We start from the raw sequence: 16,008 nt of genomic DNA, 5'->3' as shown, positions 1-16,008 counted from the left end.
AAGCCCCGGTCATGAAAAATCTGTCCAATCGGGCCGTCGAAAGCCGCAGTCATGTGAAGGCGGTGCTTGGCCCGACCAATACGGGGAAGACCCATCTGGCTGTCGAGCGTATGCTGGGCCACAGTACCGGCATGATCGGCCTGCCGCTGCGTCTGTTGGCGCGGGAAATCTATGACCGTATTGTCAAGTCGCCGCAGAATCCGGCCGGCAGGAATGCCGTCGCCCTGATCACCGGTGAGGAAAAAATCATCCCGAAAAATCCCCGCTGGTATGTCTGTACGGTGGAAAGCATGCCGCTGGAGATCGAGGTGTCCTTCCTGGCGGTGGATGAAATCCAGCTGGCGGCCGATATGGACCGGGGGCATATATTCACCGATCGTCTTTTGCGTGCCCGGGGCCGGGAGGAGACCATGTTTCTCGGATCCGCCACCATGGCCAGCCTGATCCGTCAGCTGATCCCCGATGTGGAGTTTATCACCCGCCGGCGGTTTTCCACCCTGTCTTATGTGATGCCGAAGAAGCTGTCCCGGCTGCCGCGACGGTCGGCCCTGGTCGCCTTCAGTGCGGAGAATGTTTACGGTTATGCGGAAATGATCCGCCGGCAGAAGGGCGGCGCCGCCGTGGTCATGGGGGCGCTGAGCCCACGTACCCGAAATGCCCAGGTGGAGCTCTATCAGAACGGCGATGTGGATTATCTGGTCGCCACCGATGCCATCGGCATGGGCCTGAATATGGATATCGACCATGTCTGCTTTGCGGCCACCAGTAAATTCGACGGCCGCCGCATGCGCGACCTGACCCCGGCGGAGCTTGGCCAGATTGCCGGCCGGGCCGGACGTCATATGAACAACGGGACCTTCGGAGTGCTGACCGAGGGGGCTGATTACGAACGCGGCCTGTCCGATGATATGGTGCATGCCATCGAAAATCATGACTTTGCGCCGGATATTGTTCTGCAGTGGCGCAACAGCCTGCTGGATTTCGCCGGTCCCGGCGCACTGATTCGCTCGCTGGAGGCCGCTCCGGGACGAAAAGGCCTGACCCGGGCGCTGGAAAGTACAGATCTTGCCACCCTGCGCCGTCTTGCCGGTCAGGACGATATCCGGGCCCTTGCAGCAGGGCCTGCGTCCCTGAAATTGCTGTGGGAAATCTGTCAGATTCCTGATTTTCGCAAGACCTCTGATGACGAGCATATCAGGCTGGCCGGACAGATTTTTCGGCAGATTTCCTCGGATTACGGGGTCATTGCCCACGACTGGATGGCGCGCCAGGTGGAGCATCTGAACCGCACTGATGGCGGCATAGATGCCCTGTCCGCGCGTATTGCACATATACGCACATGGACCTATATTTCACACCGGTCGGCATGGCTTGACCGTGCGAAACACTGGCAGGAAGTTACAAGAGATATTGAAGACAGGCTGTCAGATGCGCTACATGAACGCCTGACACAGAGATTTGTAGACCGGCGCACGTCGGTTCTGATGAGAGAGTTACGCCAAAAAGGAAGATTGATGGCCAATATTGATACGGACGGCAGTGTGTTTGTGGAGAGCCATTTTATTGGCACCCTTGAAGGGTTCCAGTTCCGGGAGGATCCGGGGGCTTACGGGGAAGACAGTAAAACCCTGCGTCATGCGGCGGACAAGGTGCTGGCCGAGGAAATTGCCAACCGGGCCCGGGAACTGGATGAAGCCGGCGAAGGCGAGCTCTCGCTGATCTTTGGCAATCCCCTGACCCAGAGCACCATCAACTGGCGCGGTGTGCCCATTGCCCGTGTGGTCAAAGGGGGCGATGTCCTGTCGCCGAAAGCGTCCGTCATCCCGACGCCGGTCCTGCAGGGTGACAGTCTTGCCCTGGTGCAGAAGGCGGTTGACCGCTGGCTGCAAAACCATGTGGAGGAAGTGCTCGCCCCGTTGTTTGTGCTGAAGGAAGCCGTTGACGGCGCCACCGATGACGAGGGCAAGCCCCTGATCGACGGACTGGCCCGCGGTATTGCCTTCCAGATGGTTGAAAAGCTCGGCACCATCCCGCGCCGCCTGATCGCCCGGGATTTCAAACAGGTTGACCGGGACGGCCGGTTCCAGATCAAAAAGCTGGGTGTCTGGCTGGGTGCCGCAAGTCTTTATATTCCGGCGGTTCTTAAGCCGGCGCCGGCTCAGTTGCGTTTGTTTCTCTGGGCCCTGTTCAACGATATGGACAGTCTGCCGGTCATGCCGCCGGCCGGTCTTTGCACCATAAAAATTGACCAGTCTGCCCCCCGGACTTTCTATGAGGTTTCCGGTTACCGGGTGACCGGGAAAAACGGCGTGCGTCTTGATATGCTGGAACGTCTGGCCAATGCGGCCCGGGAAGTTTCCATGAAAGGGCCGTTCCCGTCGAACCCTGACCTGATGAGCCTTGTCGGGGTCAGTGGCGAGGATTTCGAGGAGATCATGAAATATCTCGGTTATGTGACCAAGGAGTTCAGCCCGGAGGAAGCAGCCGAGATCGAACGCAAGCGCCAGGCGAAGGAATTTGCCGAACTGGCGGCGAAAGCTGAAGCCGCCAGGAAAGACAAAACCGCAGAGGTGCCCGCTGAAAGCTCTGAAGAACCGGTTTCGGCCGAGGAGGAACTGACCAGGGACCGGGAGCTGAAAGAACCGGCTCCGGTCATGGAGGTTCAGCCGGAAGCAGAGCAGCCGGTGACAGAAACTGAAGTGGCTGAGACTGAAGTGGTCGTGATTGAGGCTGCAGAAGAGGCGGCCGAAGGGGTTGTTGCTCCCGCGGCAGAGCCGGAAGAAGTCGAGACCGGGGAAAAGGCTCCTGCAGAAGAGGAAAAAGCAGAAGACGCAGAACCCGAAAAATATATCTATTTCATTCACCGGCCCGAAGTGGCCAAGGGTGGTCCGCGGCACCAGGAAAGGCATCGGGAGCGTCGCCATGATCGCAACGGCCCGGGTCCGAAGGGCGCCAAGGGCGACGGCCGTAAACATGGCGGCGGCAAACCCGGCCGGTCCGGCGGACCGAAGGGGCCCAAGGTGATGAGTGCCTCTGTACCGCGGAGAAAAGCAGCCGCCATTGATCCGGATTCCCCCTTTGCGGCTCTGGCGGATCTCAAGAAAAGCCTCGCCAGGAAAAAATGACGGAAACGCCGGAGACACAGAGAAGCGCCACACAGCGTATTGACCTGTGGCTCTGGCATGCCCGTTTTTTCAAGACCCGCTCGCTGGCGACAAAAATGTGCCGGGCCGGCAAGGTCCGTCTTAATGGTCAGGTGATCCGCAAGGCCAGTATCACCGTCAGCCTCGAAGATGTGCTGACTTTTTCCCAGGGTGATCATATCCGTGTTGCCCGGATATTGGCCTTTGCAGAACGCCGCGGTTCGGCAGCCGTGGCGCAGGAACTGTATGAAGACCTTTCCCCGCCCCGGATCACAAAGGAACGCAGCCCCCGGGTGGCGGTGCGGGAACCGGGCAGCGGCCGTCCGACCAAGGCGGAACGACGGGCCCTGGACCGGCTGCGCGATAACTGATGACCTGGAACAGTTAGAATCCGATCTTTCCTTAAATGTCCCTTAACCGGCATTGGATAGGCTTATGGCGTTTCCATAATCAGGATGCCGGGCTATGAATGCGGGTAAAATTTTTTTCGGGTTTCTGTTTCTGACCGTTTTTGTCGCTTTTCTGGCCGACGGGACGATGTTGTCGCGTAAAACTCCTGCCCCGCGTCAGCCGCAACGGGAAGTACGTCCTGCCGAACACAAGGTGATCGCCAACCCGGTCAGTGACGAGGTGCGGATCCCCCGGGGCGCCAACGGTCACTACTGGACCGAAGCCCGGATCGACGGGACATTGGTCAGCTTTGTAGTTGATACCGGCGCCAGCCATATCTCTCTCAGTTTCGAAGATGCGGAAGAAATCGGCCTTGATCCTGCCGATCTTGTTTTTGACGGTGAGGTGTCGACGGCCAACGGTACGGCCCCTGTTGCCAGGGTCAACCTGTCATCCATCCGGGTCGGCAATATTGAAATGTATGATATGCCGGCCACGATCTCTTCGCCCGGCGCATTGCCCTTTTCCCTTCTGGGCATGAACTTCCTTAATCGTCTGAACAGCTTCCGGATTGAGGACGGGGACCTTGTGCTGCATTACTAATCGACTTATATCCTGAATAAATGTTGATTGACCGGAAAGCTCTGGCCGGGAGGGGTGCAGCCGGTTATATCTTTGGGGCAAGCGAAACGGATAAACAGTAAACAGGGAATATCAGGTGTCACTATTTGCCAAACTGGGGAACATACTGTCAGGCGGTGCCGGGGAAGGGACCTCGGACCGGCAGGAAGAGAAACTGGCCGCCGCCGCCCTGATGGTCGAAGTGGCCCTGCAGGACGGCGAGTTCTCGGGCTCGGAGCGCACACATATTCTGGCCCTGCTTGAAAAGCGTCTGGGGCTCGAAAAGGCTGAAGCTTCCGACATGCTGAAAGAGGCCGAGAAACAGGTTGATGACAGCCATCAGATCCTCTCCTTTACCCGTCGCATCAAGGATCATTTCGATGAAAAAGGCCGGGAAAATATCCTCGAGCTTTTGTGGGAGGTGGTCTATGCCGATGGTGAGGAAAGTGCCTATGAAAGCAACCTGATGCGACGGATTTCCGGATTGCTCTATGTGCCGGACAAGGCAAGCGGCCGGATCAGGCGTCAGGTACGGGAGCGCCGCCAGGCGCGCAAGACGCCATAATATTCTGGCCCGGAACGGATTTCGGTCTTTTTGGGCTTGTGAATAAAGCGAAAAATGTTATATGCCTGTGTCAGGGTATATTGATCGCCTGCCGGGAAGACCAGACCGTGCGGCGATATATGTAAGGAGATCTTCATGACGTATGTTGTCACAGAGGCATGCATCAACTGCAAATACACAGACTGTGTTGAAGTCTGTCCCGTAGACTGTTTCTACGAAGGCGAAAACATGCTGGTGATTAATCCCGACGAATGTATTGACTGCGGCGTTTGTGAACCTGAATGCCCGGCAGAAGCCATTCTGGCGGATACGGAAGACGGCCTGGAGAAATGGGTTGAACTGGGTGAGAAATATTCTGCCGAATGGCCCAATATTACCGAACGCCTTGAGCCAATGGAGGGCGCTGACGCGGCCAAAGGCGAGCAGGACAAGTTCGATAAATTCTTCAGCGAAAAGCCGGGCGCCGGCACCTGATACAGCCCGAACGGGATTTTGTGCACAGCACGGTTCCGTCTTTGTTTCAGACCCGAAAGAATTAAGAATGTACACCCCTTTCAAGGCTATATGTGTCTTAAGGGGTGTTTTTTTGTTAAAATTATGTTATATTATATGCATTGCACAAGGATTTTGACAGATCTGCCCTTAACCGGTTGGTTTCAAATCCTTTATTCAGTTAATCGCTAACCTTGGCTTGCGTCTACGTAATGGCCTGAGGCGGTGTTTTTTGGCGATTCTGAGTTTATTAAGTTGTGGTTAACCATAATATAAACGGGAGTATATTGGTTTTCGGCGCTTTTTTAACGATATGGGGTCGGGATGATGCTCCCGCCCGTTAAGTTCAGTTGGAGATTATTTTTCTAAATGGTTAAGTCGAATACATTGGATTTTGCAGTCAATGACAACATTGTTTACCCCAAACATGGTGTAGGCGTTATCATTGATATTGAAGAGCAGGAAATTTCCGGAACCAGGCTGGAGCTTTATGTCATTCGCTTTGAAAGCGAAAAAATGACGCTCCGCGTGCCGACAAACAAGGCTGATTCTGCCGGTATGCGGTCTTTGTCCAACAGGAATGTTATGGACAAGGCCTTTGTCACCCTTAAGGGTAAAGCCAAGGTCAAAAGGACCATGTGGAGCCGTCGTGCCCAGGAATATGAAGCCAAGATCAATTCCGGCAATCTTATTTCCCTGGCGGAAGTTGTGCGTGACCTGCACAGGTCCGGCGACCAGACCGAGCAGTCCTACAGCGAGCGGCAGATTTATGAATCAGCCATCAGCCGCCTGGCCCGCGAAGTGGCGGCAGTTGAGGAAATCGCTGAAAAGGAAGCCCTGGAGAAACTGGAGACATATCTGCAGGTTGCCTGATCCGGGACTGAAAATGAAAAAGAAAAAGAGCCTGTCTAAATTCAGGCTCTTTTTTTATATATTGTGATATTCTAGAATAGGTTTTCCGGCTGTGGCACTATAGTTTGCGACCGGTGTAAGTTAAAGAGGGACCTGAGATTTGATGAGCGGAACAGACCTGTCTGCGATGGATCCGGAAAGATACGGATGTCTGGATAATGTGGAACGTGTGTGGGCAATCGGCGCAATCCACGGACAGGTTGACCGGCTCAGGGAACTGCATGCTGTTCTGCTCGACCGGCTGTATAAAAAGGACAAACTTGTCTACCTCGGCAATTATTTCGGCAAGGACGAGGGCAACCTAGAGACAATTGACGAACTTCTGCGCAGCCGGCGCGAAATCATGTCCATGCCGTCCGTCTATATGCCCGAGGATTTTATCTACCTCAGGGGCGCCAAGGAAGAAATGTTCTCCAAGCTTCTGCAGTTGCAGTTTGCCCCCAATCCGGGCGAAGTGATGGACTGGCTTCTTGATCACGGACTTGGGTCAGTGATTCAGGCCTATGGCACAAAGGCTCATGTCGCCCGCGCCATTTCCCGCGAGGGCACGCTTTCCATTACCCGCTGGACCAACGGCCTGCGCCGGGAGATCTACAATCGCGCCGGCCACGGCGATCTTCTGAAACATCTGCGCCGGGCGGCATTCAGCCGCGACGGAACACTGCTGTTTGTGCATGCCTCGGTGGATCCGTCCCGTCCCCTGGATATGCAGAAAGACCAGTTCTGGTGGGATAACGGGCGCTTTGACGAGATCGACCAGCCGTTTTCCGGTTTCGCCAAAGTGATCCGTGGCTATGATCATGCCAATGGCGGCCTGACCCTGGACAGACCGCACACGGCCACTGTCGACAGCGGCTGCGGTCGCGGCGGCCCCCTGTCGGCTGTATGTTTCTCGGCGGAAGGGGCGGTTCTGGATCAGATATCTGTCTGATTTCCCTGTCCTCATGCTGCAGTGCGGCGATTAATGCGATAAAATCACATAAATTTGAGACCAGATGCGTCTGCGGCTATCGCCATGAAGTCTTTTTTTTGCTACTGTGGGTTTTGGAAGATATCAGTTATTTTTAACTGAATATGGACCTGCACCGGAAAGCAGAAAACAAAAATTTTGGGCGGGTTCTAGGAATTGTGTGGATGAACAGGATTTCCTTGTTGGTGTGTGCTGTCTCAGCGACTGCGTTGACAGCCTGCACTAGTATACCGGTCGCCGACCGGGATCTTCCGGGACCAGAGACTGCCAATGCCTGGCAGGCCTCCTCAGAAACAGACGGTATGGTGCGGGATGGATGGCTCGATGAGCTGAACATGCCTGAACTGTCGCAGTTTGTTGAGCAGGTTCTGGCAAACAATCCGGATTATAGAAGCACTGCCCTGCAGATGGAAGCCGCCCGTTATGAACGAGGTGTCGCCGGCGCCGACCTGTTGCCGTCCCTGTCTGCAGGGTTTGGTGGAAAACGCGAACATATGAGTAACCCTTCTGTGACAGGTAACAGCCTGTCGCTGGGACTTGATGCAAGCTGGGAAATAGATGTCTGGGGCCGCCTTACCGCACAGCAGAAGGCTGCCGCATCCGACTATGCCGTGGCCAGATATGACCTTGAAGGCGCCCGCCTGTCGCTGGCTGCCCAGGTCGCCCAGAGCTGGTTCGGGGCCCTTGAAGCCGAACAGCAATATGCCCTGGCCAAGCGGACGGTGGAAAGCTATGGGCGGTCCGAACGGATTATCCGCAACCGGTTCAACCGGGGCCTCAGTGACGGTTTGGATCTTCGTCTCGCCTTAAGTAACCTTGAAGCCGCCCGCGCCACGCTCAGCGATCGCCGGGATCAGCTTGATGCGGCCCACCGGGGACTGGAGGTTCTTGCCGGCCAGTATCCGTCCGCCGCCATCAAGGCTGCCGGGTCAATTCCTGACGAACTTTCCGATGTGCCTGCCGGCTTGCCGGCGGAGCTTCTGGAGCGTCGTCCCGACCTGCAGGCTGCCAAGGAACGTCTCTATGCCGTTGGCTACCGCTCGCAGCAGGCGAACAAAGCCCTGTTGCCGTCTTTCTCCCTGACCGGTACCGCCAGCAACACTTCCGAGAATTTCAGCGAACTTCTGAAATTTGACAATATATTCTGGAATCTGGTCGGCAGCGTGACCCAGCCGATATTCCAGGGCGGCAGGCTGCGCAATACTGCCAAGGCCCAGGAAGCCCGCTTTGAGGCCCAGAAGGAGCAGTTTGCCAATACCCTCCTGCAGGCCTTCAGGGAAGTCGAGGACAGTCTGTCCACGGACCGGTCCCTCAGGGAACAGGTGCTGCACACCGGAAAAGCTGCCGCCGCCGCGGTATCTGCGGAAGAAGTGGCGCTCGACCAGTATGCCAGAGGTCTGATCAATGTGACCACCCTGCTGGATTCACAACGGCAGGCCCTGGCCCAGCAGAGCCAGCTTCTGCTGGTCAAAAGATTGAGAATAAACAACAGGATAAGACTCCACCTCGCACTTGGCGGAGATTTTACCACTATGGAAGATCATCAGGCAACAAACAGCAACCAGCTAATTGCATATAAAAGTGAAGGGGATTTGTGATGAAAATCATGCGTATATTGTTGCCGATAGCAGTGCTTGCCGGCGGGGCTGTTCTCAGCTACGGCATTGTTGCGGCCAAGCCGGAACCCGAAAAAAAGGAACATGTGATCGAAGCCCGCAAGGTGCGTGTGGTCACCGCCCATGCGGATGCAACACAGTTGAAGGTTGAGACACAGGGAACAGTCCTGCCGCGGCAGATGATTGACCTGGTGCCCCAGGTGGCCGGAAACATCGTCTATGTTTCCGATAAATTTGTCGCAGGTGGTAACTTTGAAAAGGGTGAAACCATCCTGCGCATTGATCCACGCGACTATGAAGCAGCGGTCACATCGGCTGAAGCCCGGGTGGCGGAAAGTCGCCAGAACCTGATCCGCGAACAGCAGGAAGCTGCCCTTGCCAAAGAGGAATGGGACATGCTGGGGCAGGGTGACCCCACTGACCTTGTTTTGCGCAAGCCCCAGATGGCAGATGCGGAAGCCAAGCTGAAAGCTGCTGAAGCTGACCTCTATAAGGCACGACTGGATCTGGAGCGGACCGAAATCAAGGCACCGTTCAACGGCCTGCTGACGGAAAAACTCGTCGACCTGGGGCAGTATATCAGCCCGGGTTCACGTATGGGGATATTCTATTCCACCGATATCCTTGAAGTGCGTCTGCCGCTGACCAGTCGTGACCTTGGCAAGTTTGACCTGGTCAGGCTGCAGAACGGCAATGCCAATCTGACAGCGACCCTGACCGGCACCTTTGCCAACAGGAGTTATACCTGGAAGGCGCGGATTTCCCGGTCTGAAGGGGTCATAGATAGCAAGAGCCGGATCCTTTATGTGGTTGCGGAACTGAAAGGTGACGAGCTTTATGCCGTCGAAGGCGGTCTGAAGATAACCATCGGCCAGTTTGTCGTCGCCAATATTGAAGGGCGGTCTTATGACAATGTCGTGCGCTTGCCGCGCCAGGCCCTGCGTCAGGGCGACAGTATTCTGATCGTGGACAAGGACAATCGTCTGCAGACCCGCAAGGTAGATGTGCTGGAAAGCAACCGGGACTATGTGATTGTGGCCAGCGGAATCGAAGAGGGAGACAAGGTTTGTATCTCCCAGCTCGGTATTGCGGTGGACGGCACCCTGGTCGAGGCGGTCCCTGCTGACAAGGGGTCGCTGCTGTCCGCGGTAGATGCGTCAGGAGATAAATCATGAAAAGCATGATCAAATGGTTCGTGAACAATCCTGTTGCCACCAACCTGATCATGATTGTGATCCTGATTGGCGGTATCATCGGCTATAGCAATGTGGGTAAAATTGCCTTTCCCACCTTTGCCCTGAATGAAATCCGGGTTTATGTAAGCTATCTCGGCGCCGGTCCCCGTGAAGTTGAGGAACGGGTGATTGTCCGTATCGAGGAAGCTGTCTTCGACCTGCAGGGCATCAAGAAGCTCTATAGCCGGGCTACAGAAGGCACCGGTATGATCAGCATCGAAGTTGAGGATGGGTACGACCCGGACAAGCTTCTGAATGAGGTCAAGGCCCGGGTCGATGCCATCAATACTCTGCCAACCCTGTCCGAGCGGCCCATTGTCGAACGGGTATACGCCCAGAGTGACGTCATTAATATCGTGCTTTTTGGCGATGTGGGCGAGAAGGCCCTGAAAGAACTCGGCCGGGATGTGCGTGACAAGATCGCCCAGATCCCCGGCGCCGCCAAAACGGAACTTGATGCGGTTCGGGAGTATGAAATTTCCATTGAAGTCTCGGAACATGATCTTCAGAAATACGGCCTGACCTTTGATGATGTCTCCACTGCCATTTCCCGGTCATCGGTCAATATGCCGGCCGGCAAGGTGGACAACGAAGCGGGCCAGATCCAGATCATGACCCGCGGCCAGGCTTACGTTCAGGAAGACTTCGACAATATTGTCGTACTTCGTAACGAGGACGGCACCCGTGTGCTGCTCAAGGATGTTGCCCGGGTGGTAGACGGATTTACCGACGAGCAGTTCCGTATCAATTACAACGGCAAGCCCGGCGTCCTTCTTTTTGTTAAAACCGAGGGTACGCCGGACGTGGTGGAGCTGAGCGAGAAGATCAACACTCTTATTGACGAGGATATTCGTCCCGGCCTGCCGACAGGTGTGGAGATTTCCAACTGGTTTGATACTTCCGACATGTTCAAAAGCCGTCTCAGCATGCTTCTGGACAACGGCATTTCCGGTCTGATTCTGGTGTTTGTCTGTCTGATGATATTTCTGACTCCCACCCTCGCCATGTGGGTGACGGCAGGGATCGCCATATCTTTCCTTGGCTGCATGATGCTGCTGCCGTCTACCGGCGTCAGCTTGACCATGATTTCCCTGTTTGCCTTTATCCTGATCCTCGGGATCGTGGTGGATGACGCCATTATCATCGGCGAGAGTATTCACCGGGAAAACCAGCACGGGGTGATCGGCGGCGAAGGCGCTGTGGTCGGGGCGGAGAAAGTGGCCAAGCCGGTAATTTTCTCGGCACTGACCACAATGATTGCTTTCCTGCCCCTGGCCTTTCTGCCGGGCAATTCCGGAAAAGTGACCTATGTGATCCCGGTCGTGGTGATCCTGTGCCTTTGCTTTTCTATTTTTGAATCCCTGTTCATCCTGCCGACCCACCTGCGTCATGGCGGCGAAAAAGGACATGGTTTCCTGTCAAAACTGTTCGGCCTGCCCTATCTGCGGGATATTCGGGAAAAGTCATCAATCCTGTTTGCAAAAATACAGGACAGGGCAAGTGCATTCCTGGATGTGGTCATTTACAAATGGTATCGTCCTTTCCTTGACAAGGTGCTGCATCGCTGGGGGTTGTCACTTTGCGTGATTTTGGCCGCAGGCATGGTGATCTTTTCCATCAATGCCGCGGGCTGGGTGAAAAACACATTCATGCCCGATGTGCCGATGGATTTCATTCAGGCCCGGATCGACTTCCCGGCAGGTTCGCCCTATGACACCATTGATCAGGCAACCCTGATCCTGGAGGATGCCGCCCTTGAGATGAAGGCGCAACTGGCGAAGGAATATCCGGATCAGAAGATCATCAAGGATGTATTGACCTGGACCAGCAATCGCAGCGGATCCGCCCGGGCCTTCCTGATCCTGGTCCCGGCCGAGGAACGGGATGTGGATGTGATCCAGATCACTGACCGCTGGCGTGAACTGACGCCGGTCATTCCGGACGCCAAAAATATCAATTTCGCCTTCTCCGGTGGCGGCAGCAGCGGCCCCCGGCTGGAGCTTCTGATCAAGTCCCGGAACCCGGAACAGATCGAGCAGGCGGCTCTGGCGCTGAAGGAGGCCTACAACACCTATAACGGGCTTTATAACATTACCGATTCAGGTGATACAGCCCGCATGGAAGCTGTACTGTCCCTTCAGCCCAGTGCGGAAAACCTGGGGCTGTCCCTGTCCGATATTGCCCGCCAGGTGCGGCAGGCCTTTTACGGGCAGGAAGTGCAGCGTATTCCCCGCGGTCAGGACGACGTCAAGGTGATGGTTCGCCTGCCACAGGAAGACCGTAAGTCTTTTGACACCATGAATGACATGCGCATGCGCACGGCCAGTGGCGAGGAAGTGCCCTTTGAGTCAGCTGCCGATATCAGCTACCGCCAGGCCTATACCGCCATTGAACGGACCGACCGTATGCGCACACTCGAGGTGATGGCCAATGTGGACCCGGATGTGGCCAATGCCGATGAAATTCTGGAAGACATCGAAAAGACCTATTTCCCGCAATGGAAAACCAAGTTCCCCGATGTGGAGTTCAGCCTTGAAGGTGACCAGAAGGAAGAGCAGGAATTCATGCAGTCCCTTATGGCCGGGTTCGGCATTGCCCTGCTGGCCATCTATTTCCTGATGGCGGTGGCCTTCAAGTCCTATATCCAGCCGTTCCTGATCTTTACCGCGATCCCCTTCGGTTACATGGGGGCCATTATCGGCCATCTGGTTCTGGGCATGGACCTCAGCATCTATTCCATTCTCGGGATCGTGGCGGCGGCCGGCGTGGTGATCAATGACAACCTGGTGCTGCTGGATTATATCCACAAGCTGCGTGACCAGGGTCAAAGCGCGCTACGGGCTATCGAGATTGCGGCCGAGGAACGTTTCCGGCCCATCTTCCTGACCTCACTGACCACCTTCATCGGGCTTGTGCCGATGATGATGGAAACCAGCGTTCAGGCCCTGTTCCTGGTGCCGACAGTGGTGTCCCTGGCCTTCGGCGTGGCCCTGTCCTCCATCGCCACGCTGTTCCTGGTGCCGATCCTCTATCTGATCGTGTGCAAGGTCCGGGAAAAACTCACTTTCCTTCTTGGTCAGAAAGAACCGTCTATCATCGTCGGGGAATAAGAGAACCAGATAATAATGTTACCACACAGACTCGAGCCGGGAGGTTTTCTCCCGGCTTTTTTAATGTCTATTCCACAATCAGTTTCAGGCGCTGGCCGATGCTGAGAGTACTGTTGCGGTCGAGCCCGTTAAGGGTCAGGAAACGGTCGAGCTGATAATCCTCAAAGGCCATATTGCGGGACAGGCTCTGGGCAGTATCCCCTTTCTGTACGGTGACAACCTTGATCCGTTTGGCCCGGTATTTTCCGGCTTCGTTTTGATTGAGCCTGCGGAAGCTGTACGCCATCTGTTTGAGGGGCGGTTCCAGCGCATTTACATTGTTCTGGGGCACGATCATCAGGAAGTGATAGGCCTGGTCGGCGGAATAGCGGATCGCCACAAGCCGCACCAGTACAGGCTGGTTGTTGAGGCTGCCGGTGGTGGTCGCGGTCAGGCCCGCCATGCCGTTGATGGTCATTTCCTGATAATTTTCCAGGGCACCGTTGGCGCTGATTTTTTTCCAGGCTTCGTTCATATACTGCTCAAGGCTTTTGCCGCTGGCGCTGCCGCCGGCAAAGATGACGGCGGAACCTTCTGCCGCCCCGCTGCCCTGGGCGACGACCGCTTCGGAACTGTTGTTCAGTTTATAATTTTCAGGCACGTCAAAGGTGAACAGAAGTTTTGGGTGCCAGAAAGTGCGGCCCCGGATCAGGCCCTGATCGGGATTGTCACCGTAGATCATGCCGTCGATAACACCGAGATAACGATCATGACCCGGATCGCGGCTGCCTTGCGGGATACCGGTGGTCCGGGCAAGTTCCAGTGCGCGTTGGGCCCGGTCTTCCGTATTGGGATGAGTGGAGAAAAACTCCGGCGTGCGCTCCTGTCCGGTCCGGTTGGCGATCAGGTCGGCAAGGTCATGTTCCGCCTTGAGGCTGTCCAGCATCCGGGTGGCCCCGTAAGGATCGATGCCGGCCCGGCTGGTATAGCGTACACCCAGGCTGTCGGACTGATATTCCTGGTCCCGGCTGTAGCTCAGCAGGTAAAGCTGTGAGCCGTAGGAGACCATGTCGGCCACTTCCTGGCTGCCGGCCAGAACCCCGACTCCGGCGCCGAGGATGCCGGCAAAGACTTGCTGGTTATAGCGTTTGGCCGTATGGCGGGCGGTGACATGGCCGATTTCATGACCCAGCACGCTGGCCATTTCCGCTTCTGAGTTGAACAGAGCAAGGATGCCGCGGGTGACATAAATATAACCGCCGGGCAGGGCGAAGGCGTTGACAATGGGGCTGTCGAGCACGGTAAAGGTAAACTGTGTATCGGGCATTTCCGAAACTGCCGCCAGCCTGCCGCCGATGGTGGCCACATAACCGCCGATGTTGGGATCGTCATAGACCCCGCCATGTTCCTTGAGTACCGACGGATGGGCTTCGGCGCCGAGGGAGGCCTCCTTGGCCGGACTCATGAAGGGAGTGAATTCCGATTTTCCGGTGGCAGGATTCAGGGTGGTGCATCCGGCCAGGCCAAGCAGCATCAATCCGCCGATCAGCACTCGGGTGAAGGGTTTTATGGACGTATTTGTACCGGTCATAGGTGGTTGTCTCCCCGCTTGTGTTATCACTCAGCCGGCGCAATCCCGATGATCTGGATCTGTTCCGGATGGGTTACTTGCATCATGGGGCCATTATAATATTTTAACCAGCCCCGCACATGAATTTTTTTACCCTTCAATTCTGTCAGATTGATGTCGGAGTCTTCCATCAGCCTCCGGGACCTGCCTTCCAGTACAATGGTGAAGTCGGTCTTCCAGTCCTCACCGAAGTTGACAAAGGACCGGCCGCGCACGGTGGCGATATCCATTATGGTGCCTTCGACAATCTGGAAACTGTTGCTGAAGCGCCCGGCCTCAAGATGATGCTTGATGGCGTAATAACTGAGGGCCCACAATCCCTGCCGGTCCCGTCGGGCGTCCCGCTCGATCGTCTGCATGTCCCGCACCAGCGCCCGGTTGTCGCGGAAGCTGTAGACCCGGGCCATGCCGCGGGCCAGCATCTCCCCCTGTATCCATGTCCCGTCAGAGAGGAACAGGTGGGCCAGCGCCCGGTTATAGCGGTCCGTTTTCAGACCGCCATAACAGAGCGTGACTTGCTTGTTCAGGGTCAGTTCTTCCAGCGCCTGTTTTGACTCTTTGGCAAAGGGCCATTCTTTGAACCCCGTGCGCCCCAGCGGCAGCTTCGGCGCCTGCAGGCCAACAAGCCGCACCTGTCGCCCGTCTTCCAGCCTGAGCGTATCGCCGTCCACCACTTCCGTGACCAGGAACGGGCCCTCCGGCGCAGACAGCTCCTCCGCCCGCACCAGACAGGGCAGGATCAGCAGCAGGATAAAGGAGGTGATTATTCTCATCATGGAGACCGGTTTCAGTTAATCTTTTTCAGACGCCAGCATCGCCCGGGCCTTGGCGGCAATCTCTTCCGGGAACGGGCAGGCCTTGCGTTTGGTTCGGTCTAGATGGGCGCCGGTCAGTTCGCAGCGGGCGGCTTCCTTGCCGCTTTCCGCGTCATACATGATATGTTGGAATTTGATGGTTTTGTTATTAATTTCCAGCAGTTTGGATTTGATCACCAGCAGGCTGCCGACCATCACCTCCGCCTTGTAGGTGACATTCTGCTGCAGGGCGGCCATGCCCATGCCGCTGTCGCGCACATAGTCCTGGGTAATGCCGAGGGCGGAGACAAAATGCCAGGTGGCCTCGTCAAATTTGGCGATATACCATTGCACATTCATATGGCCCATATGGTCGAGCTGGTTGGGATAGACTATGCCGCGGTAGGTTTCGATCATGGGAGTACTCGATTAGTTATTGTGATTGTTTGCCGGGAAGACAGGATAGACCGGGGGAACGGGGAAATAAAGTATACAGAGGTATCAGCCACAATATGGTTGACTTGAGGTGAGCTTTTGGGCATCACTTTATT

Annotated in this window: 13 protein-coding genes; 10 read left to right on the top strand and 3 right to left on the bottom strand. The window is 55.9% G+C overall.

The features are described 5' to 3' along the window. The first annotated feature begins 11 nt into the window (after positions 1 to 11). The 10 genes from ACORNT_RS02620 (at position 12) to ACORNT_RS02575 (ending at position 13,054) form a co-directional block, all read left to right on the top strand. The gene (locus ACORNT_RS02620; protein ID WP_321394985.1) at positions 12 to 3,125 is read left to right on the top strand and encodes a helicase-related protein; all 3,114 of its coding nucleotides are present in this window, start codon (positions 12 to 14) and stop codon (positions 3,123 to 3,125) included. Then, positions 3,122 to 3,514: an RNA-binding S4 domain-containing protein gene (locus ACORNT_RS02615; RefSeq protein ID WP_321394982.1), complete on the top strand. Its 393-nt coding sequence runs from the start codon at positions 3,122 to 3,124 to the stop codon at positions 3,512 to 3,514. The genes ACORNT_RS02620 and ACORNT_RS02615 overlap by 4 nt, the downstream gene beginning before the upstream one ends. 94 nt (positions 3,515 to 3,608) lie before the next feature. Then, on the top strand, positions 3,609 to 4,136 hold the full coding sequence (locus tag ACORNT_RS02610; protein WP_321394980.1) for a retropepsin-like aspartic protease family protein: 528 nt from the start codon (positions 3,609 to 3,611) through the stop codon (positions 4,134 to 4,136). A 115-nt stretch (positions 4,137 to 4,251) separates the two neighbouring features. Then, complete coding sequence (locus ACORNT_RS02605; protein WP_321394976.1) at positions 4,252 to 4,719, top strand: TerB family tellurite resistance protein; 468 nt, start codon at positions 4,252 to 4,254, stop codon at positions 4,717 to 4,719. A 135-nt stretch (positions 4,720 to 4,854) separates the two neighbouring features. Beyond that, positions 4,855 to 5,193: a ferredoxin FdxA gene (gene fdxA, locus ACORNT_RS02600; protein WP_321394973.1), complete on the top strand. Its 339-nt coding sequence runs from the start codon at positions 4,855 to 4,857 to the stop codon at positions 5,191 to 5,193. 387 nt (positions 5,194 to 5,580) lie between these two features. Continuing rightward, a complete protein-coding gene (locus ACORNT_RS02595) occupies positions 5,581 to 6,084 on the top strand; it encodes a CarD family transcriptional regulator (protein ID WP_321394969.1) in 504 nt (167 codons plus the stop codon). A 142-nt stretch (positions 6,085 to 6,226) separates the two neighbouring features. Beyond that, positions 6,227 to 7,054 carry a hypothetical protein gene (locus tag ACORNT_RS02590; protein ID WP_321394967.1) on the top strand — a complete coding sequence of 276 codons (828 nt, stop codon included), beginning with the start codon at positions 6,227 to 6,229 and terminating at the stop codon, positions 7,052 to 7,054. Positions 7,055 to 7,278: 224 nt separating this feature from the next. Further along, positions 7,279 to 8,691: an efflux transporter outer membrane subunit gene (locus ACORNT_RS02585; RefSeq protein ID WP_321394964.1), complete on the top strand. Its 1,413-nt coding sequence runs from the start codon at positions 7,279 to 7,281 to the stop codon at positions 8,689 to 8,691. Further along, entirely contained in the window at positions 8,691 to 9,884 is a 1,194-nt protein-coding gene (locus tag ACORNT_RS02580; protein WP_321394961.1) for an efflux RND transporter periplasmic adaptor subunit, read from the top strand. Before ACORNT_RS02585 ends, ACORNT_RS02580 begins: the two co-directional genes overlap by 1 nt. Further along, the gene (locus tag ACORNT_RS02575; protein ID WP_321394958.1) at positions 9,881 to 13,054 is read left to right on the top strand and encodes an efflux RND transporter permease subunit; all 3,174 of its coding nucleotides are present in this window, start codon (positions 9,881 to 9,883) and stop codon (positions 13,052 to 13,054) included. Before ACORNT_RS02580 ends, ACORNT_RS02575 begins: the two co-directional genes overlap by 4 nt. Before the next feature lie 67 nt (positions 13,055 to 13,121). Here the strand turns inward: ACORNT_RS02575 and ACORNT_RS02570 are convergent, their stop codons facing one another. The 3 genes from ACORNT_RS02570 to ACORNT_RS02560 are packed head-to-tail and all read right to left on the bottom strand — an operon-like array spanning position 13,122 to position 15,874. Next, complete coding sequence (locus tag ACORNT_RS02570; protein ID WP_321394951.1) at positions 13,122 to 14,624, bottom strand: M48 family metalloprotease; 1,503 nt, start codon at positions 14,622 to 14,624, stop codon at positions 13,122 to 13,124. A 26-nt stretch (positions 14,625 to 14,650) separates the two neighbouring features. After that, on the bottom strand, positions 14,651 to 15,439 hold the full coding sequence (locus ACORNT_RS02565) for a thermonuclease family protein (protein WP_321394948.1): 789 nt from the start codon (positions 15,437 to 15,439) through the stop codon (positions 14,651 to 14,653). Between the two features lie 15 nt (positions 15,440 to 15,454). Further along, positions 15,455 to 15,874: a thioesterase family protein gene (locus tag ACORNT_RS02560; RefSeq protein ID WP_321394946.1), complete on the bottom strand. Its 420-nt coding sequence runs from the start codon at positions 15,872 to 15,874 to the stop codon at positions 15,455 to 15,457. Positions 15,875 to 16,008: the final 134 nt, after the last annotated feature.

The organism is Emcibacter sp. (assembly GCF_963675455.1).
Lineage (GTDB): Bacteria > Pseudomonadota > Alphaproteobacteria > Sphingomonadales > Emcibacteraceae > Emcibacter.
Note: the sequence above shows the minus strand (reverse complement) of the source record. Positions and strands in the feature narration are given on the sequence as shown.